The sequence below is a fragment of the Rhodococcus sp. NPDC055024 genome, from assembly GCF_053608585.1.
This window is the reverse complement of the sequence record NZ_JBSGVT010000001.1, coordinates 22,644-42,202: the sequence shown is the minus strand read 5'-3', so window position 1 is coordinate 42,202 and position 19,559 is coordinate 22,644. Positions and strand designations below refer to the sequence as shown.

Here is a 19,559-nt window from a genome sequence, read left to right as displayed (position 1 = left end):
CGGCTCTACAGTTGTCTTGTGACCGAGACCACTTCTGACGCGAAAGTAAGCCGTACGCAGGCCGAACGAACTGCCGCGATGCGTGGGCGCCTGCTCGACGCCGCCGTCGACTCGCTGGTCGAACTGGGCTACGCACGGACCAGTACGCAAGAGATCGCCCGCCGCGCAGGCGTTTCGCGGGGTACGCAACTGCATCATTTTCCGACAAAGGAATCGCTGGTCGTTGCGGCCGTCGAGTATCTGGTCGACAAGCGACTGGAAGAAATCCTCACCGCTGAAGTGGATCGCGGTCGAGGCCTCGAGGTCCTGTCGGACGCGTTTTCCGGGCCGCTGTTCTATGCCGCCCTCGAATTGTGGGTCGCGGCGCGAACCGATCCCGTTCTGCATGCGGCGACGGTGCCCCTCGAACGCAAGGTGAGTGAGGCGCTCGAGTTCGGTAGCGCGGAGTTGTTCGGTGATCGGTTCGATTCCGAGTCGGTCGAACTCACCATCGAACTCGTTCGTGGGCTTGCCGTCTCAGCCCTTTTCCGTACATCCGAAGCCGACGACGCGCTCAGAGCGCGACTGTTGCCGGCCTGGCAATCCCGAGTGGAGAAGAAGTGAAGCTTCCCGAACATGTCGAAACGTTGATCGTCGGTGCCGGATTCGCGGGTATGGGCTTGGCGGCCAGAATGCTTCGCGACAACCGAGCAGCGGACGTCGTGTTGATCGAGCGTGGAGCTGATATCGGTGGCACCTGGCGAGATAACACCTACCCCGGTTGTGCCTGTGACGTGCCGACGGCGTTGTACTCGTATTCGTTTGCGCCGAGCGCAGATTGGAGTCACACGTTCGCTCGTCAGCCCGAGATTTACGCCTACCTGAAGAAGGTGGCTGCAGACACCGGCATCGGGGATCGCGTAGTCCTGAACTGCGAACTCGAGGCTGCAGTGTGGGACGAGGATGCGGCGTTGTGGCGTGTCCGGACATCTCGAGGGTCCTTGACGGCCAAGACGTTGGTCGCCGCAACAGGGGCGTTGTCGACACCCAAGATTCCGGACTTTCCCGGTCTCGACCAATTCTCCGGTACCACTTTCCATTCGGCGACGTGGAACCACGAACACGAACTGCGTGGTGAGCGCGTAGCCGTGATCGGAACGGGAGCGTCGGCGGTTCAGTTCGTTCCCGAAATTGCCGATCCGGCGGCGCACGTCACCGTGTTCCAGAGAACTCCGGCCTGGGTGATCCCGCGAATGGATCGCACCCTACCCGCCGCACAGAAGGCCGTGTACTCGCGGATTCCCGCTACGCAGAAGGTGGTTCGAGGATGGGTTTACGGCTTCCGTGAGCTACTCGGTGCCGCGATGTCGCACGCGACGTGGGTGCTGCCTGCCTTCGAGGCGGCCGCGCGCGTCCATCTGCGCAGACAGGTGAAAGATCCGGAGTTGCGCCGGAAACTGACTCCCGATTTCACGATCGGTTGCAAGCGCATGCTTCTGTCCAACGACTGGTTGCGCACACTCGACCGCGCGGACGTGAGCCTGGTCGACAGTGGGCTCGTCTCGGTCACCGAAAATGGAGTGGTCGACGGAAGCGGCGCCGAGCACAAGGTCGACACCATCATCTTCGCCACGGGGTTCACGCCGACGGAACCTCCTGTAGCGCATCTGATCACAGGAAAGCGTGGAGAGACGCTTGCCGCGCATTGGAACGGAAGCCCCAATGCGTACAAAGGCACTGCGGTGAGCGGGTTCCCGAATCTGTTCCTCATGTACGGTCCGAACACCAACCTCGGTCACAGTTCGATCGTGTACATGCTCGAGTCCCAGGCCGAGTACGTCAACGATGCGTTGAACACTATGAAGCGTGAGCGACTGGACGCTCTCGATGTCAACGAGTCGGTGCAGGTGCACTACAACAAGGGAATTCAGCACGAGTTGCAGCACACCGTGTGGAACAAGGGCGGATGCTCGAGTTGGTACATCGATCCGGAGGGACGCAACTCGGTGCAGTGGCCGACATTCACTTTCAAATTCCGGTCGCTGCTTGAGCATTTCGATCGTGAGAACTACTCGGCTCGCAAGATCGAGAGCGTAGAGGCATGACCACGACGCACTACGACGTGGTGGTGGTCGGATCGGGATTCGGTGGCAGTGTCGCCGCTCTTCGCCTGACGGAGAAGGGTTACCGCGTCGGGGTGCTTGAAGCCGGTCGACGGTTTTCCGACGACGAGCTACCCGAAACCAGTTGGCGACTGCGAAAGTATCTGTGGGCGCCGTGGATTGGGTGCTACGGCGTGCAGCGAATCCATCTGCTTCCGGATGTGCTGGTGATGGCGGGATCCGGAGTGGGCGGAGGATCGTTGAACTACGCCAACACGTTGTATCAGCCACCCAAGCGGTTCTTCGAAGACCGTCAGTGGGCGCACATCACGGACTGGCACGACGAGCTGGCGCCGTACTACGACCAGGCCAAGCGGATGTTGGGTGTTCGCACCAATCCGTCCTTCACTCCCGCCGATGCGGTGATGAAGGAGGTAGCGGAAGAAATGGGTGTGGGGGAGACCTTCACGTCCACACCCGTCGGTGTTTTCTTCGGGGAGGCAGGAGTTTCCGTGCCGGACCCGTTCTTCGGCGGGAAGGGACCCGAGCGCACCGGCTGCACCGAATGTGGGGGATGCATGACCGGGTGCCGCGTCGGGGCGAAGAACACGCTGGTCAAGAACTACCTCCATCTTGCCGAGCAAGCGGGCGCCAGAGTGCATCCGCTCACGACCGTCACCGACCTGTGGCCGGCGGCAAGCGGTGGGTACCACCTGCTGGCGAGGCGAACGGATGGCGTCCGCCGCCGAGAAGTTCGGTTCACCGCCGACCAGGTGGTGGTTGCCGCCGGAACGTACGGAACGGCGAGACTGCTGCTCGGTATGAAGGAATCCGGTGCCTTGCCGGGCCTGTCGGACACTCTGGGCGCCGTCGTACGTACCAATTCCGAAGCCGTACTGGCCGCAACGTCGAAGTCGCGTCGACAGAACTTTACGCAGGGTGTCGCGATCACATCGTCATTTCACCCCGACGATCACACTCACATCGAACCGGTGCGATACGGCAAGGGCAGCAATGCAATAGGGCTTCTGCAGACCGTCCTGAGCGACGGGGGTGGGCGAACTCCCCGGGTGCTGAAGACCCTGGCTGTCGCGGCCCGGCACCCAGGGGCGTTCTTGCGATCGTTGTCGGTGCGGAACTGGTCCGAGCGAACCGTCATCGCGCTGGTGATGCAGACCGACGACAACTCCCTCGAACTCTCCAAGAACACCAAACGATTCGGACGTTCACTCACCAGCAGGCCGGGGCCGGGTGATCCGCCTCCTCAGTGGATTCCGCAGGGCCATAAAGCTATTCGTAAGGTGGCCGCGAAGATCGACGGCGATCCGGGCGGTTCCATCGCCGAGATCGTGAACATCCCGATGACGGCGCACTTTCTGGGCGGCTGCGCGATCGGTGACGACGCGTCCAGTGGCGTCGTGGACCCGTATCTGCGTGCATACGGTCACGAGGGACTGCATGTCATGGACGGTTCGGTGGTGAGCGCGAATCTCGGAGTGAATCCTTCCCTGACCATCACGGCGCAGGCGGAACGAGCGTGCGCGATGTGGCCGAACAAAGGTGGGGCGGACGCCCGCCCGGAGGCCGGCGAGCCATACGTACGTATCGATCCGACTTTGCCGTCCGATCCGGTGGTGCCGACGCATGCACCAGGCGCTTTGCGGCTTCCCCTGACCATTCGAGCTGAGAAGGTGTCCGATGTGGAGCGTGCCTGAATCGACAAGTGACCGCGTCGACTGGCCGGTGAGTGATACGCCACCGTGGCCGGCTCGCGTTCACGCGACACTGTGGTGGCACCGCAGTAAGTCGGCGGCACGCGAGCTCGGCCCGGATGGTCGAACGATTCCGATGACGGTGGCCATGATGGTGGACTACCTCGATTCTCCGGTCGGTCCGTATCGCGAGATCCTCGCCAGCCCCGTCTTGCATGCGCCCGGAAAACGGATCGGGCCGATGCCGCGGATGGCGGTCCCTTTCATCGCGGTGGATTCGGAACCGTCGGTGCACGGTGGGCGAGTCCACTGGCGACTACCCAAGGTTCTGGCCGAGTTCGAGGGAGACGTGCAGAAGAAATTCACTGCAACCGGCGACGGATGGCGGGTGCGTTCGGATACGCGGATGCTCGGGCCGCGTCTGCCGATTGCCGGGGCGTTGGGATTTGCGCAGCCGGAGTCCGGTGGAGGTCTGGCGATCGCGTCGGCAAGGCTGACGGGATCGTTCCGCTACGCGCGCGTGAGCGTCGAGGCAGAGGGGCCGACTCTGCCGGACTGGTTGGCGGCGGGCACCCATCACGGTGTCGTGATTCTGGGCGGAAAAATGACTACGGGAGCAGCCAAGCACAGGTAGTAGTTGGTTTGACCCGCGGAAAAGCGACCAAGGCCGCCCCTGTCAGTGACGGGGCGGCCTTGGTCGTGTGGTGTGAAAGTTAGGTGTCGACGTCCCACAGGCGCCTCTCGGCGGGTGGTCGCTCGCAGCGACAAAGGGGTGGGGCCCGGGGCTTGTTCGGACGCCGACAGGGTGTTCAACGGTGGTCTGCCCGGATTTGTTCCCGGGGATCGCCAACTCAACCTCGTCTTGCTTCGCGTGCAGTTTATTCACGCGGCCCTTTGTGATTTCGACGAATCAAGCCGACATCGGCGTTCCTTTCATGCAGGGGATCAATTCCCGCCCACGGATCCGGTGCCAAGCGAACCGGTACCCGACTGTTCAGGAACGGCGGGATCGGTCGGGTATGGTTCCATGTCAGGGTAATCCCCGTCAATGGACAACAAAATGGGGGAAGCTGACAAGGGGCCAGGCTGCTCGACGTTTACTCTGATCGAGAATGTGCTTCCATCCTCACGGCGGAGAACAAGAGTATGTGGTCCAGGATCAGCATCCCCCGGGATCGTGAAACTTCCTGTTGCGAATCCGTCGGATGTCGTCTCGAATATGCCTAGTTTTGTTGGCGTCGAGTACATGAACCAGTTGATCCATTTGGATACTTGTCCCGATATGCCCGCGCTTGTGGAGTACATGAAATCGAACCGTTGTCCTGGGCGGGTTGAGTACTGTAGGTCAAGGTCAACGGAGGGGCCTGGGTCAGTGCTCACAGTTCGCCTATCCAACGGTAGCTGCAATGCTTTCAGAGCGGAGTTTGCTGCACATATCGTTGTCATTTGTTGGAGGCTGGTGAATGGGCAGCGAATATCGCTTAGGGGGTAGGAGGTATGAATTCGTTTTCCAAGGCTATTGTTCGGATCTATGCCGAAGAAACTAGTCGGATCGGCGAGTCCGTCCGCGAACGCGGAATCGCAGACGATATCACCGATTCGACAAATCGACGTGACTACGTTTGGATGCGAATCTACAAACCTGTCGGTGGCAGACATGCGTGTTTTAAACAGTGCGCCGGATGTTCGCCCGCCCCCGATGTTCTCAATTCCGATGGCACGGTGGATTGGCGATCCGATAAGTACGACCTTGGTTAACAGACCCCCCAATGCCGGTTCGCCAGTCTGGATCCTGGCCAGTCCGTCCTCGATGACATGCGCCCCCTGTGAGTATCCGGAAACTATGATCGTGGGCTTGACCTGATCGCACTCGTCGTTGATGGTCCGCAATACGTCGAGGAGGTTTTCAGATCCAATTTCAACTGACTCGCGGTAGTCGTTCGGATAGCTTGTGGTTCCAATTTGGACCGGAACAGCCGGGTACGCAATTCCGAGCGAAACCAAGCGTGTCTTAGCATTGCGCGCGATAATTCTTGAAATCGCGTGAACCGTCGGGCCCATCCCCGCAGCTGAGCGATCATTGTTATAGATGGCGCTGGATGCTTGATATTTCAGTTCCGCAATCATTCCGGCAGGATATGGGTCAGACGAATCGCCGTATTTGCCATCGCGAAGCGAACCGTACTGGGGGGCTTCCCCCGAACCGCGCACGCCGAGAAAGTATGTGGTGTCGTCGCATCCGAACTTCGTAGTCGGCTCGGGTTCGGCAGACGAAGATATGACAGTCGGCGGTACGCTCGTTCCACCACCAGCCAAGGTGACTGCAATGGGCACCGCAGAAGCCGCCCCACCACGAAAATCAGATCCAAGCATGCCCGAAAGGCCCGACTCAGGGATGTTGCTACCCCAACACTTCACTCCGCCAACTGTGGTGACTGCACATCCGTGCCATGCGCCGAGGCTAATCCCTACTGCCCCATTAAGATCGACGACATCTCGCGGTACAGCTGTCGACACCCAGGTTCCGTTCCCCAAAGATCCGGTGCTGTTGCTACCCCAGCATCTAACGGTCCGATCTGTGAGCAACGCGCACGTAGTTTGTGCGCCTGCAGTTAGTGCCTTCACTCCAGTCAACCCAATGACTTCAAAGGGAACATTTGACGGCGAAGTGCCACTGTCATCGCCATTGCCGAGTTGGCCCCAGTCGCTGGAACCCCAACAATGAACAGTCTCATCGTCCAGGAGTGCGCAGTATGCACCCGTCGAGGACACAGACAATTTTCGGACAGATGAGACTAGGGGCACCTCAGTGGGTTTTCTGATGTAAGTGCCTTCGAACATTATTGAGGGATCTGGTGTACCGGTTCCAAAATGTGATGGCACGATGCCTCCCCAACACTTAACAGCGCCGTTAGATACAACCGCGCATGCATCATAAGATCCAATCACCAAATCGGTTACGTTCTGCAGCCCTACAACCGGTGTAGGTGAACGACGATCGATATCTGTTCCATCGCCCAATATGCCGTTTAGGTTTGCGCCCCAGCAGCGAAGCTCACCGCCTTCAACTAGGGCACAAGTGTTCTCTGCACCTGAGAAGATCGCAGTCGCGCCGCTCAAACCGATGACGTCCACAGGACGCGACCGATCGGTGGTGGTGCCGTCACCAAGCTGCCCTTTGCTGTTTGCGCCCCAGCACTTCACTGTCCCATCGACCACGAGGGCACAGACATGGTCCGAAGGAATCGTAGTTCCACGCCTCGCTGCAACAAGGGCGGTTACGTCACTCAGCCCTGGAACGTCAACGCCTGCCCGAACGCGGTTCTTCACGGTATCGTCACCGAGCTGGCCTCGATCGTTCGCTCCCCAGCATTTGACCGTTCCACCATCGGACAATGCGCAGGTCGACGACGTACCTGCCGTAACTTGTTTCACATTGCCGAGCGCTACAGCCGAATTGGGTTCGGCTGTAGCGGATGTTTCGAGAGTCATGCTCGTGACAACGCCAAGGACAACGACTGTCAGGGTTGCTATTCCGATGGGGACCCACCGGAACGGGTTTCGGCGACCAGTTCTTTTCAATCGAACACTTCCTCGTGGCGCTCAGACGAGAATCAACAGACTAGACCCTGATGGTAGGTGTGGGAACTGAATTTCACCGTCCATCGTTCAGAGGACAAAGCCGATGCAGCGCATTGCCAAAAACGGTCAGCGTTCTCGAAGACGGTTTGTTGGGCGGTACCCTTTGTTGGCAGTTCGGTCGCGGCTCTCCTTGACCGTCACCAGCGCTGAGTTGATATTTCAGGGAGGCACGCGGACCCTTAGCCGGGCGCGACCCTGCTATGCGGCCGAAACATTCGAAACAGGGCTGATGCCGTACGCGAAGGCAGGCGCCGACGCGTACGGCATCAGCGAATTGCATGCTCGCCCTTCTTGAACAGCACCATAGAGGAGTCGATTGCGTTGCTCAGGTGCGTACATCGGCGTCGGTGGCGCGGGTAACGGGGTCGACTTTTCACCAGAGTCGCGGCAGCGGAGGACGCTTTCCGGCAGTACAGTTTTTAGTTCAATTCGAGTTGATATTGTGCAGGTATCGGTGAGTTTCTGTGTGGCAATCGCGGTTTCGATGTTGCCCCACGGGCGTCACCCGGCGTGCGAGGGCGGTCGAATTTTCAGACTCGGCGAAGTTCAGGCAGGGCCGAGCTGGGCGAGTTCCATTTTCAGTGCCGTGCACAGGTCCGATCCGGCCGGCCCACTCAGAGCTGATCGCAGTCGGTTGTAATACGTCCGCGGCGACAGGCCGAAGGTGACGAAGATGTCCTCGGCAGCGGCGCCGTTCCACGGGCGCCACAGGATTGCGAAGTCGATGAGGTCGTCCGCATACGATCCACGGTTTCGCGAGCGTTTGGCACGTCGAACCTGGCATTCGTGGGTGTTTGCGACGCTCGTCCCTCCACAGAGCTGAGGTGGCATCTTCGTCATTCGGTTCACGAGAGTCTCCTGAACTGGTCGGTCACTCACATGACCAGCACGCCGCCGTCCACGGGCAACGCGACGCCGGTGATGTAACGCGCTTCGTCGGAGGCGAGGAATTTGACGGCGTTGGTGACATCGTCGTTCTCGACCCACGGGATCGGGTAGAGGATCATGTCGCCGGAGGCCTTGGCGAAGTCGTCGCGACCCGGATTGTCGGTGCCGGGAACGAATTGGTTGTACATCGCCTGGTTCTGCACCATCTCGGTGTCGACCTGCGTCGGGTTCACGGTATTGACGCGAATACGATGCGGAGCGAGTTCCTGGGCGAGGGTCTTCATCAATCCCACGACGCCGTGCTTGGCCGAAACATAGTGTCCGACGCCCGTGTACGCGCGTAGCCCGGCAACGGAGGCAGTGAGAACGATCGCGCCGCCGGTGCCCTGTTCGATCATGTGGGGGATCGCGGCCTTGACGGTGCGCCACACACCGCTGAGGTTGACGTCGATCATTTCGCCCCACTTCTCCTCGTCCAACTCGTGCGCGTTCCCGAAGGAGAGGATGCCTGCGTTGGCGATGACGATGTCGACGTGACCGAAGCGATCGAGCCCGGCTTCAAGAGCCAGCTTGACCGAGTCGAAGTTGCGCACGTCGGCGTGCGAGAAGATGATTTTGCCGCCTGCTTCTTCGACGAGACGGATTGTTTCCTGGACGTCGTCCTCCGTGGCCAAGGGGTACGGCACGGTGTCGTTGTCCTTGACGGAGTCGAGAGCGATGATGTTCGCGCCCTCCTGCGCCAGCCGCAATGCGTGATTACGCCCTTGCCCGCGAGCAGCACCCGTGATGAATGCGACCTTGCCTTCGAATCGTCCGGTCATGGGGATCCTCCTGTTGCTGAAATTGTTGTGTACGTGGGTGATCGGAGAGCTATTTGACGAGTACGCCTGCGTCGACGGGCAGTGCGACGCCGGTGATGTACCTGGCTTCGTCGGACGCGAGGAAAAGCACGGCATTGCTGACGTCGACGGATTCGACCCACGGGATGGGCAGCGCATTCATCGCTTGCGACAACGGGGCGAAATCCTCCCGGGTCGGCTCGTCGATGTCCGGACAGAACAACTTGTACATGGCGTCGTTCATGATCATCGGAGTGTCGACCTGGGTGGGGTTGACGGTGTTCACTCGGATTCGGTGGGGAGCCAGTTCCTGCGCGAGAGTTTTCATCAATCCGTTGACGCCATGTTTTGCGGCTGTGTAGTGCGCGATGTTGCCGTATCCCTTGAGCCCGGCCGCCGAGCTGGTCAGGATGATCGCGCCCCCGACGCCCTGTTCGATCAGGTAGGGGATTGCTGCCTTGGCGGTTCGCCACGTGCCGCTGAGATCGATGTCGACGACAGTGCCCCACTGGCTTTCGGTGAGTTCGTGTGTAGGCGAGGGGATGTTGATACCGACATTGGCACAGACGATGTCGACGTGACCGAACTGGTCGACTCCGCGGATGAGGACACCCTTGATCGCCGTGAAGTCGCGAACATCGGCCACCTCGGCCAGAATTCGTCCACCGACGGCCTCGACCGACCGGACGGTCTCGGCGAGGTCGGCTTCGCTTGCCAGCGAGTACGGAACGCCTTCGACGTCGGAGCAGATGTCGAGCGCGATGATGTCTGCGCCTTCCTCGGCCAAGCGGATCGCATGTGCCCGGCCCTGGCCGCGTGCTGCGCCGGTGACGAACGCGACCTTGCCCGAAACTCTTCCGGTGGTGCGTGCTCTGGTGGTCACTTGATCACTCCGTATCGGCGTCGGTCGATGGTGAGGGCAACTGCGGCAATCACCACGATGCCCTTGATGACGAGTTGTGTGTAGGGGTCGACGGAGGTCAGGTCCATTCCGGCGCTCAGCAACACGATCACGAGAGCGCCGAGGATCGTTCGATGTGGGCCGCCGACGCCACCGGACAGTGCGGTGCCGCCCACCACCACGGCTGCGATGGAATTGAGCAGGCTGGGGCCTGCACCCATCGGGACGCCGGTGCTGGCCTGGCCGGTGAAGATGATTCCGGCAATCGCGGCGACGGCTCCGGCGACCGCGAAGACCGCAAGTTTGGTGCGTCGTACGCGAACACCGACGAGTGCCGCGGCGCGTTCGTTGCCGCCGACCGCATACATGTGGCGACCGAATGACGTACCGAATGCCAGGACTGTCGCGCCGATGGTCAGCAGGATTGCAATCAGTGCCCCGTTGGGGACGTTGGGAATCATCGACTCGTTCACCAGGCTCTGGAGAAGATTCGAATTGTAGGAAACAGGACCGCCTTTGGAGACGGTGTTGGAAATTCCGTCGAGTACGGACATCATTCCCAGCGTCACCAGAAACGACGGAACCTTGAGCATTGTCGTGATCAGTCCGTTGACCAGTCCGACCACGGCCCCGGCGACGATCACCATGACTATTGCCAACGGGCCACCGAACTTGTCGATCCACGTGGCGATCAGAATTCCGGCGAGAGTGGCAGTCGCCGCGACCGAAAGATCGATACCACCGATCAGGATGACAAACGTGCCGGCAAGCGCGAGCACGGTCAGGAAAGCCATCTGGTTGAGAATGTTCTGCGCGGACGTCGCAGTGATGAAACTTTCCGTGCGCCAATGGAAATAGATGATCAGGACCAGCACTGCAACCGTCGGAACAACTATGTTGCGGTGCTGATCGAGTCGACTCAGCAGACCGCGCGCGCCTGACGGCGCTGCGGCATCGCTGGCCGGCGATTGCTTCGAGAGTGTCTGGGTCACTGCATTCCTCACATCATGTGCTTGATCACGTCGACTTCGGCGGGCTTGTGCTCTGCAGGGGCCGCCAGCTCTGCGCTGATGACTCCGTCCTTCATGACCACGATTCGGTCGGACATTCCGATCACTTCTTCGAGGGATTCGGCGCACAGCAGCACACCGACCCCCGACGCAGCCATCGACCGGACCAAACCGTAGATCTCCTCTCGCGTTCCGACGTCGATTCCACGCGTCGGATCGCTGAGGACCAGCACTTTGCATTCGCGACCTTGCCACCGAGCGAAGATCGCCTTCTGTTGGTTTCCGCCACTGAGTTCCCCGATGGGCGTCGACAACGACGGGGCCTTGACCTGCAGCGCGCGGGCCAGCTGCGTCGTCCGTTCCCTTTCGGTGCGCAGACGCAGTAGCCGCGTCCACGGGTGCCGGAGGAGATCGAGGAAGCCGATCGAGATGTTGTTTCTGATCGATGCGCTGCGGAACAGGGAGTCCTGGGCGCGCTCCGGTGGGACGTACAGGACTCCAGCTGCCACGGCGGCGGGAACCGACCAGTGCTCGTGCGCAGTACCTTCGACGTGAATTGAACCCGTCGACAACGACTCCGCACCCGCGACTGCTGCAGCCACCGACGCTTTCCCCGAACCGATGACTCCAGCCAGTCCCACTACCTCGCCCGGTCGCACAACAAGATCGACCGACTCGAACTCGCCTGCGCTGCTTGCATCTCGGAGTTCGATCAACGGCTTCGTCGACAGTGCTCCGGTCTGTTCGCCTTCGCGGTAGTAGTCGGCGCTGCGCTCGCTACCCACCATCAATTCGTGCAGTCGCTCGGCCGTGACGCCGTCAGCGGAGAGCGTTTCGATGGACCGCCCGTCGCGAAGTACGAGTAGCCGTGTGCTGATCCGCAGGACGTCTTGCAGGATGTGGGAGACGAAGATGAACGACACCCGATCGCGCCACCCTTCGATCAACGCGAAGAGGATTTCCACCTCGGTCTCGGTCAACGCGCTTGTCGGCTCGTCGAGCAGGATCACCGGCGCTTCGGTGGCGTCGGTGATCCGCGAGAAGGCACGTGCGATCTCGACCAGTTGCCTTTGCGGGTAGGTCAATTCGGCGACGACGGCGTCGGCGCGCAACCCCTCGATGCCGAGTGTGTCGAGTAGCGACTGGGCGGCGTCGCGCATTCTCCGACGCCGGCCGGGTCCCCAACCACCTATCTCGCCCTCACGTCCGAGATAGATGTTCTCGTACACCCGCAGTGCATCGACCAATGACTGCTCCTGGACCACCACGGAGATTCCGAGTTCGCGTAGAGTACGCGAGTCGCCGAGTTCCACGTGTGTCCCGTTGACATCGAGGCTGCCGGCGTCGGGACGCACCGTTCCCGTCAAAACGCCGATCAGCGTTGACTTTCCGGCGCCGTTCTCACCGATCAAGCCGAGAACGTCACCTCGGCTGACGTCGAGTGAGACGTCCTGGAGGGCGTGAACGGGTCCGTAACTCTTGCAGACCCCACGCAAGCTGATGGTTGCTGTGTCGCTCACCTTCGTATCACTCATTCTCAGGCCACGAGTTGGTCTTTGTACTGCAGCAACGGGCCCGAGCGGAATGCAGCCGCGTACTCGGTGCGTACTCCGGTGATATCTGCAGAGTTCCAAGCGCTGTTCAGCGTGTATTGGTCCTGCGATACGCCGGCGTAGTACTCCCGCGGATCGATCGGGTTGAGTAGGGTCTGCGGGTCCCAGTCGTCAGGATGCAGGGCCTTGCTCATTTTTGCCCAGTCGAACGGAAGTGTGGGTGCATACACGGTTTTCAGTACGTCGTCGGCGATCTCCGGAGTCACCAGGAGTGCTCCCTGTGAAAGGAATCGCTCCGGCAGAGACAGGTCGACGCCGTTGAGTTGATCGAAGATGGTGACACCGAGAATTCCTGCCGTGAGTCCGCCGACCGTCGCACTGGTCAGGTATTGCTTTCCCTGCGCGATGTACTCGACGTTCTGCTTGTTACCGTCGAATCCGACCACGATCTTGCCCGTGATCTTCGCAGCGTCCAGTGCCGCGATGACTCCTGCAGCTTGACTGTCGTTCTGCGCGAACACCCCGACGAAGTCCGGCACCGAGGGCAAGATGTTCGTGAACGCCTTTCTCGCGTCTTCCGAAGTCCAGTTGCCCGGTGACGCGGTGACGATCTTGATTCCCGGGTAGTCCTTGGCCGCGGCATTCAGGCCAGCTGTCCGTTGATCGTCGGAAGACGAACCCTTCTGCCCCGGAACATGAATGATAGTTCCGTTGCCGCCGACCTTGTCGAACAGAGCCTTGGCGGTTGCGACGGCGATCTTGGTGGACGGCGGTGTGATGAAGCGGACCCACTTGTCCGCATCGGCCGGTGTATACCAGGCGGGCGCCGTGTACGAGCTGGCATACAGAATCCCGGCTGCCTGGCAGGCTTTCGTGACAGCTGCCGCTTGAGCTTCAGTGGCGGGAGTACCGAAGATCGACTTGCCGCCCGAAGCGCGGACGTTGCCTACCTGTCCCAGCGCAGTGTTGACGTTGCCCTGGTCCTCCACCGAGGACATGCCCACGCCCAGCGCGTCCATCGCCTGCTTGCCGCCGTCCGAGAACGCGACGAAGTAGTCGTTGGAGAGAGTTGTGACCTGGCAGAGGGTCTTTTCCTGGACTTTGCCCGCGCCGGCGCCACCGCCGGCGGCGGTACTGGTGGAACTGCCGCCTGCTCCGCAGGCCACTGCGCCGAGGGTGATGCCTGCTGCGCCCATTGCGGCGAAGAAGGAACGTCGGGTCAGTGGATGAGAGAACGTCGCGTTTCGTGCGACGTCCACGATCTTCGATTCGATCGAAGGCATGATCACATCCTTGGTCTCACAAGAGGGGGCTCGAGAGGTTGTCTCGAGGTGTGGAGGAAACGGGAGATTTCGCTACTTCGCCAGCAGATGCGTTGTGAACCAACGGGAAGCGTGTTCGGCCGCTACTGCGAGCTTGGACTGATCGCTGTAGAGCGTCATGTGCGACGTGTGCGGTAGGACGACAAGTTCTTTCTTCGGAGTCGGGATGTTGTTGAAACTCTCGATCTCCAAGTCCCATAACGTGAGGTCGTCGCCTTCGGCCACGATCATCATCGACGGCGTGTCGAGAATCCGGGGTACGAAGTAGTTGACGTCGTAGTCGAGCAGGAGATCGACGGATTCCATGGTCGAACTGTTCTGGTAGAGAGGAGCTTCGGTGGCTTGAAGTGCCGCGAAGGTCGTCTTCGTCTCGGGGAACGGCCAGGACGACAGTTCTTCCTCGGGGTTCTCGCTCGCATGCGCGATGTGCAGTCGCTGATTCGGATCGTCGAAGCGGAGTCGGCGATCTTCGAGAATTGCGTCCCATAGCTTTCGATAACCCATGGTCCCGTGGATCCGACGCATGTTGCGGTACCCGTCGATCACCGGAATCTGAGACACGATGGCCTTCACCCGGGGATCGGTCGCGGCGAGAATCATCACGTGGCCGCCGGAGTAGGAAATTCCCCAGGCGCCGAGACGGTCGTTGTCGATGCCGGGAGTGCGCTCGAGAAAGCTGAGCGCGTTCTGATAGTCACGAATCTGTTGCTTCGGGTCCAGATGTTGGCGGGGCTCACCGTCCGAGACGCCCAGGCTGCGGTAGTCGAAGACCAGCGCAGCCATACCGGCCGTCACGAAGGCCTCGGCGTAATAGGGCATGACCAATTCGCGGACGTAGCACCAACCGCCTGCCAGTACGACGGCCGGAACGTCGTCGTCGGTGTCGGGTCGGTACAGCCACCCGCGAACGGTGACTCCGTCGCTGGAGAATTCGACATCTTCACGGCGCATTGCGCGACTCCTCATGTAACGAGTGAAAGCTGAACGGAAGTAGGTACGAAAGAAAACGGACGGTCCTGTCGCCGTGCGTATTACGGCATCGACGCGGTTCGCTCGTGCCAACTGCCCCGAGCGGATCGTCGCGGATCCGAAGTACTCCGTAATCGTGAGTCACCTCACAGCCTTTGTCAAGTGTCACTGGACAGCAAGGAAAATCCGTCGGTATAGTCCTGCTCACCCACTGCGCATGTATTCGTAACGAGCGCAGCATTATTGGAGGTGTTCCGGCTCGTGAACGGCGAAGAAGTTCTGTGTGCCTACGAAAAGATGTTGTTGATCCGGGTGATGGAGGAGCGCATCTCGGCGCTCTACAAGGGCGACACCATTCCCGGGTTCGTTCACACTTCGATAGGTCAAGAGGCGTGCGCCGTGGGGGCTCTCACTCATGCGCGGGTCAGTGACGTCATCACCTCGACGCACCGCGGGCACGGCCATGTTCTGGCAAAAGGCCTGGAACCCGACCGGATGATGGCGGAGTTGATGGGCAAGGTCACCGGAGCCAACAACGGCCGGGGTGGCTCGATGCACGTGGCGGATCCCCGCTTGGGGATCTTCGGTGCGAACGGGATCGTGGGCGCGGGGTTGCCGATTGCCGTCGGTGCGGCTTTCGCTGCCAAGGATCGCGGTGAGGGCGATCTGGTGGTGGCGTTCTTCGGTGACGGGGCGATTGCGACCGGTGCGTTCCACGAGGCGATGAACATGGCTGCGCTGTGGAAACTGCCGATCATCTTCCTGTGCGAGAACAACGGATTCTCGGAGTTTTCCTCGACGGTGGATCAGCATCCTGTCCCGATCTCTGCGCGCGCAGCGGGATACGGGATGGAATCGATCACGCTGGCAGGCAACGACGTCGAGGCGGTCGCCGACGGTATTCGGCCGGTGTACGAGCAGGTGCGAGGCGGCGGTGGTCCGGTGTTCGTGGAGGTCACGACCCTGCGGGTGCACGGGCACTACGAGGGCGATCCGCAGGTGTACCGCGACAAGGATGAGATGGCGCGAGACATTCTCGCGGCCGATCCACTGACGCTGACGCGTGGCCGACTCCGAGAGCTCGGCATCGGGGACGAAGTACTCGATCTGGTGGACAAGCGAGTGAGGGCGGTGGTCGACGAGGCGGAGCGTTTCGCGCGGTCGTCGCCGCAACCGGAGGCGTCGAGCGTGATGGAGTACATCTTTTCGCCACGTCGCATCTACCCGCCGGACCGCCTCGACGTGGGTGTCGGCGCGGGCGGCGCGGCCGTGTCGCAGTCCAAGATCCTCAAGGCGGCGCTCGACGACTCTCTGGCGGCCGATCCGGATGTGTTTCTTGCCGGTATCGATGTAGCCGGCGGGAACGTTTTCGGTCTTACCAGGGGATTAGCCGCGAAGTATCCGGGGCAAGTGCTCGATACGCCGATCTCTGAATCGGCGATCATGGGTCTCGCCGTCGGCTCGGCGATGGCAGGCCGTAGACCCGTCGTGGAACTGATGTACCTCGACTTCCTCGGGGTATGCCTGGATCAACTGATGAATCAGGCGGCAAAGCTCCGGTTCATGACGGGCGGTGCGGTGAGCCTGCCGTTGGTGGTGCGGACGCAGTTCGGTTCCGGCAGATCATCGGGTGGGCAGCATTCGCAGAGTCTCGAGGCACTGTTGGCGCACATCCCGGGACTGACTGTTCTCATGCCCAGTTCGGGCGCTGATGCGTACGGTCTGCTGCGGGCGGCGATCGAGGACGACAATCCGGTGATGTTCATCGAACACCGTCTGCTGTACGAGAAGAAAAGTTTGTTGCCGAGCAAGGATTTTCGGGTTCCGATCGGAAAGGCGGCGGTGACGAGACCTGGTTCGGACGTCACTATTGTCTCGTGGTCGCGTATGGCGATGCACGCCTTGGTCGCGGCACAGACGTTGGCAGAGGAAGGGATCGATGCCGAGGTCATCGATCTACGAACGATTGCTCCGCTCGATCGGGAGACGATTCTCGAATCATTCAGTCGGACGAACCGGATGGTCATTGCCCAGGAAGCCGTCGTGGACTTCGGCGTCGGAGCCGAGATCGCAGCTATAGCAGTAGATTCCGGGTTCTATTCACTGGACGCGCCGGTAGTGCGGGTGGGAGCACGGTACGCGCCTGCGCCCTATGCGCCGGTGCTCGAACGTGAGTGGGAAGTCGGACCTGACGACATCGTTGCAGCCGTTCGGCGGGTGATGTCGTGCTGAGCGCTACCCGCCCGCGGGCAATGACCGGCGGCGGGGTGCTGCCTGAGATGCTTCTCGACGCTCTGCGTCGAGATCCCGAAGCACTGGCCCTTGTCGACGAGAGTGTGCGGTGGACTTACCAGGAATTGGTGGACGCGTCGACGAGATTTGCAGGCGCACTGCATAAATCAGGATTCGAGCCCGGAGAAGTGGTACTCGTTCAACTGCCGAACTGGTGGGAATCCGTCGTTGCGGCCTGGGGCACGTGGCTTGCCGGCGGCATTCTCCTTCCGGTGGTCCCGATTTACCGCGCACACGAGCTGTCCTTCATCATCGAGCAAGCTGAGCCGTCGGTGATCGTCGCCCCGCAGGAATACCGCGGATATCGTCACGTCGAGGAGCTCGGGACGGCGCTCCGTGATCTGGGCCGAGAGGTTCTTCTGGTGGAGGCTCGAGGCGAAGGTGGGTTGCGGCGCACTACGTTCGACGACTTCCTGGACTTCGGGATGGAGTCGAACGGGCCCGACCACTGCGCGGATCCCGACGATGTCGCCCTCGTTCTCTACACGTCGGGTACCACTTCCGCTCCGAAAGGCGTGCTGCACACTCATCGGACTCTGATGGCCGAGAGTTCGAGCATGATCGCGCATTGCGGCGTGGATTCGCAGGACCGAATCTTCATGCCTTCGCCTCTACCCCACATCACGGGGATTTCGTATGCGGTAGTTCTGCCGGCAGCGGCAGCCTGCTCGACAGTTCTGATGCAACGCTGGGTTCCCGAAGAGGCAGTTGCGTTGATCGAACGCGAGCAATGCACGTTCACCGTGAGCGCGACACCGTTTCTCCGTGGTCTTGCCGACGCCTACGAGAAGGGCGGATATCGACGATCCCAGCTGACCCGATTCGTGTGTGGTGGGGCCGGGATTCCACCGGAGCTGGTGCGTCGAGCCCATCGCGTGATGGGGACGGCGGTTGTTCGTACCTACGGATCGACGGAGCTTCCGACCCTCGTCATGGGTGATCCTTTCGGTGACATCGCCCTGCAGGCAGAGGACGAAGGAGCGGTGATCGGCGGAAACGAATTCCGGCTCGGCGAAGACGACGAGCTGTTGGTGCGGGGTCCGGAACTGTTCGTCGGCTACGTCGACAGCTCGATCAACGCGGAATCGTTCACCGAGGACGGCTTTTTCCGGACCGGCGACGTAGCCGCCGTGGACGAGTCAGGTCAGATCCGGATCACGTCACGGATCAAGGACATCATCAACCGGGGCGGAGAGAAATTCAGCGCTGCCGACATCGAGTGGGCCCTCGAGGCTCATCCCAATGTGGGAGAGGTGGCAGTGGTCGGGTATCCGGACGAGGAACTGGGGGAGCGCGCGTGCGCCTTCGTTGTTCCGGACGGTGATCCGCCAAGCGTTCGAGATCTGCGGATCTTCCTGCTGTCCGAAGGATTTGCCGTTCAGAAAGCTCCGGAGAGAGTCGAGACCGTTGCGTCGCTTCCTCGGACGGAGAGTGGGAAGGTTCAGAAGTTTCTCCTGCGTCGAGCGTTAGGCTTGGGCTCCGCACAGGCGGTCCCCGAGACCTACGGAAGCGAGTTCGGACATGACGGCAACCGGCGCAAAGCCACCTCGTAAGGCGGCTGAGTCGACAGCGGCTGCATCGAAGAAATCGCAACCGCGCAAGACGACTCCCCAAAAGACGACGGCGCAGAAGAAGTCGGCGCAGAAGAAGTCGGCACAGCAGAAGTCGGCGCCGGCCAAGGTGGCGGCGCGCAAACAGAAGGCGGAGGACAACGGTTTGGGGACGTCGGTAGGCAAGACGGTTCGTGCCGAACGCACGAGACAGGGAATCCCGGTTCGTGAATTGGCGAGGCGGCTCGGCGTATCGCCGTCCTTCCTGTCGCAGTTCGAACTGGGGCAGAGTCAGGCCGCGGTGAACACGCTTTTTGCAATCGCGACCGAACTCAACCTGTCGTTGGACGTGCTGCTCGGCAACAGCGTCGATCCGGAACGTGAATCCGCATCCGAAACGAAGACTCACGAACCGCGGATCTCCGACTGCCTCACCTTTCGGTCGGGTGTTCGCTGGCAACGGTTGGCGAATACTCCCGCGAACCATCACGTCCAGTTCCTCCTCACGGAGTACGAGCCCGGCGCCGACTCTGCGCCGGGCGATGCACCGCAGACCCATTCGGGTGACGACTACGGGTACGTGCTGGAAGGGACTTTGACGATCGACATCGACGGAATGCGTCGGCTGCTCAAGGCGGGTGAAGCGATACACCTGGTCGGGAACGTTCCCCACCGGTTGCGCAACGAGACGGACGAGACGGTCAAGGCGATCTGGTTCGTCCTGGGCTGAGTAACCGGGGGCGGTGCACTGGGTGTGACGCCACTGGGTGTGACGCCGGTCTCGATTCAACTTAGGCAAT

Annotated in this window: 15 protein-coding genes and 1 pseudogene; 7 read left to right on the top strand and 9 right to left on the bottom strand. The window is 61.0% G+C overall.

Features of this window, described 5'->3' with window-relative positions:
* Nucleotides 1-78: 78 nt before the first annotated feature.
* The 4 genes from ACWF6P_RS00195 to ACWF6P_RS00180 are packed head-to-tail and all read left to right on the top strand — an operon-like array spanning nt 79 to nt 4,427.
* A complete protein-coding gene (locus ACWF6P_RS00195; protein ID WP_452620420.1) occupies nt 79-603 on the top strand; it encodes a TetR/AcrR family transcriptional regulator in 525 nt (174 codons plus the stop codon).
* Nucleotides 600-2,084, top strand: coding sequence for a flavin-containing monooxygenase (locus ACWF6P_RS00190; protein ID WP_452619532.1), 1,485 nt, complete (start codon nt 600-602; stop codon nt 2,082-2,084). The genes ACWF6P_RS00195 and ACWF6P_RS00190 overlap by 4 nt, the downstream gene beginning before the upstream one ends.
* Nucleotides 2,081-3,796: a GMC oxidoreductase gene (locus ACWF6P_RS00185; protein ID WP_452619531.1), complete on the top strand. Its 1,716-nt coding sequence runs from the start codon at nt 2,081-2,083 to the stop codon at nt 3,794-3,796. Before ACWF6P_RS00190 ends, ACWF6P_RS00185 begins: the two co-directional genes overlap by 4 nt.
* The gene (locus ACWF6P_RS00180) at nt 3,780-4,427 is read left to right on the top strand and encodes a hypothetical protein (RefSeq protein ID WP_452619530.1); all 648 of its coding nucleotides are present in this window, start codon (nt 3,780-3,782) and stop codon (nt 4,425-4,427) included. The genes ACWF6P_RS00185 and ACWF6P_RS00180 overlap by 17 nt, the downstream gene beginning before the upstream one ends.
* A gap of 311 nt (nt 4,428-4,738) precedes the next feature.
* Here ACWF6P_RS00180 and ACWF6P_RS00175 read toward each other — a convergent pair whose 3' ends face one another.
* The 9 genes and pseudogenes from ACWF6P_RS00175 to ACWF6P_RS00135 form a co-directional block, all read right to left on the bottom strand.
* Nucleotides 4,739-5,920 carry a cutinase family protein gene (locus ACWF6P_RS00175; RefSeq protein ID WP_452620419.1) on the bottom strand — a complete coding sequence of 394 codons (1,182 nt, stop codon included), beginning with the start codon at nt 5,918-5,920 and terminating at the stop codon, nt 4,739-4,741.
* 318 nt (nt 5,921-6,238) lie between these two features.
* Nucleotides 6,239-7,285 (bottom strand): annotated as a pseudogene (locus tag ACWF6P_RS00170) (RCC1 domain-containing protein); the annotation flags it as partial.
* Between the two features lie 696 nt (nt 7,286-7,981).
* Entirely contained in the window at nt 7,982-8,284 is a 303-nt protein-coding gene (locus ACWF6P_RS00165) for a hypothetical protein (RefSeq protein WP_452619529.1), read from the bottom strand.
* Nucleotides 8,285-8,310: 26 nt separating this feature from the next.
* Nucleotides 8,311-9,144, bottom strand: a complete 834-nt coding sequence (locus ACWF6P_RS00160) for a mycofactocin-coupled SDR family oxidoreductase (RefSeq protein ID WP_020905939.1) — start codon at nt 9,142-9,144, stop codon at nt 8,311-8,313.
* A 49-nt stretch (nt 9,145-9,193) separates the two neighbouring features.
* On the bottom strand, nt 9,194-10,045 hold the full coding sequence (locus ACWF6P_RS00155; RefSeq protein WP_452619528.1) for a mycofactocin-coupled SDR family oxidoreductase: 852 nt from the start codon (nt 10,043-10,045) through the stop codon (nt 9,194-9,196).
* Nucleotides 10,042-11,055: an ABC transporter permease gene (locus ACWF6P_RS00150; protein WP_452619527.1), complete on the bottom strand. Its 1,014-nt coding sequence runs from the start codon at nt 11,053-11,055 to the stop codon at nt 10,042-10,044. The genes ACWF6P_RS00155 and ACWF6P_RS00150 overlap by 4 nt, the downstream gene beginning before the upstream one ends.
* A gap of 8 nt (nt 11,056-11,063) precedes the next feature.
* Nucleotides 11,064-12,593 carry a sugar ABC transporter ATP-binding protein gene (locus ACWF6P_RS00145; RefSeq protein ID WP_378445706.1) on the bottom strand — a complete coding sequence of 510 codons (1,530 nt, stop codon included), beginning with the start codon at nt 12,591-12,593 and terminating at the stop codon, nt 11,064-11,066.
* A 17-nt stretch (nt 12,594-12,610) separates the two neighbouring features.
* Nucleotides 12,611-13,909 (bottom strand): sugar ABC transporter substrate-binding protein, encoded by a 1,299-nt coding sequence (locus ACWF6P_RS00140; RefSeq protein WP_452619526.1) that lies wholly within the window; start codon nt 13,907-13,909, stop codon nt 12,611-12,613.
* Between the two features lie 72 nt (nt 13,910-13,981).
* The gene (locus ACWF6P_RS00135; protein ID WP_452619525.1) at nt 13,982-14,899 is read right to left on the bottom strand and encodes an alpha/beta hydrolase; all 918 of its coding nucleotides are present in this window, start codon (nt 14,897-14,899) and stop codon (nt 13,982-13,984) included.
* 279 nt (nt 14,900-15,178) lie between these two features.
* Between ACWF6P_RS00135 and ACWF6P_RS00130 the strand changes: the two genes are divergently transcribed.
* Genes ACWF6P_RS00130 through ACWF6P_RS00120 form a run of 3 tightly spaced genes read left to right on the top strand, consistent with a single transcriptional unit; the run spans nt 15,179 to nt 19,489 of the window.
* Nucleotides 15,179-17,149 (top strand): alpha-ketoacid dehydrogenase subunit alpha/beta, encoded by a 1,971-nt coding sequence (locus tag ACWF6P_RS00130; RefSeq protein ID WP_452619524.1) that lies wholly within the window; start codon nt 15,179-15,181, stop codon nt 17,147-17,149.
* Complete coding sequence (locus ACWF6P_RS00125; protein ID WP_452619523.1) at nt 17,143-18,762, top strand: AMP-binding protein; 1,620 nt, start codon at nt 17,143-17,145, stop codon at nt 18,760-18,762. Before ACWF6P_RS00130 ends, ACWF6P_RS00125 begins: the two co-directional genes overlap by 7 nt.
* Nucleotides 18,731-19,489: a cupin domain-containing protein gene (locus tag ACWF6P_RS00120; protein ID WP_452619522.1), complete on the top strand. Its 759-nt coding sequence runs from the start codon at nt 18,731-18,733 to the stop codon at nt 19,487-19,489. The genes ACWF6P_RS00125 and ACWF6P_RS00120 overlap by 32 nt, the downstream gene beginning before the upstream one ends.
* Nucleotides 19,490-19,559: the final 70 nt, after the last annotated feature.

Bases quoted from the DNA above. Each gene is read 5' to 3' on its own strand.
- ACWF6P_RS00140 (WP_452619526.1), bottom strand. From the start codon at position 13,909: ATGCCTTCGATCGAATCGAAGATCGTGGACGTCGCACGAAACGCGACG.
- ACWF6P_RS00180 (WP_452619530.1), top strand. From the start codon at position 3,780: ATGTGGAGCGTGCCTGAATCGACAAGTGACCGCGTCGACTGGCCGGTG.
- ACWF6P_RS00195 (WP_452620420.1), top strand. From the start codon at position 79: ATGCGTGGGCGCCTGCTCGACGCCGCCGTCGACTCGCTGGTCGAACTG.
- ACWF6P_RS00135 (WP_452619525.1), bottom strand. From the start codon at position 14,899: ATGCGCCGTGAAGATGTCGAATTCTCCAGCGACGGAGTCACCGTTCGC.
- ACWF6P_RS00120 (WP_452619522.1), top strand. From the start codon at position 18,731: ATGACGGCAACCGGCGCAAAGCCACCTCGTAAGGCGGCTGAGTCGACA.
- ACWF6P_RS00185 (WP_452619531.1), top strand. From the start codon at position 2,081: ATGACCACGACGCACTACGACGTGGTGGTGGTCGGATCGGGATTCGGT.
- ACWF6P_RS00160 (WP_020905939.1), bottom strand. From the start codon at position 9,144: ATGACCGGACGATTCGAAGGCAAGGTCGCATTCATCACGGGTGCTGCT.
- ACWF6P_RS00175 (WP_452620419.1), bottom strand. From the start codon at position 5,920: ATGATTGCGGAACTGAAATATCAAGCATCCAGCGCCATCTATAACAAT.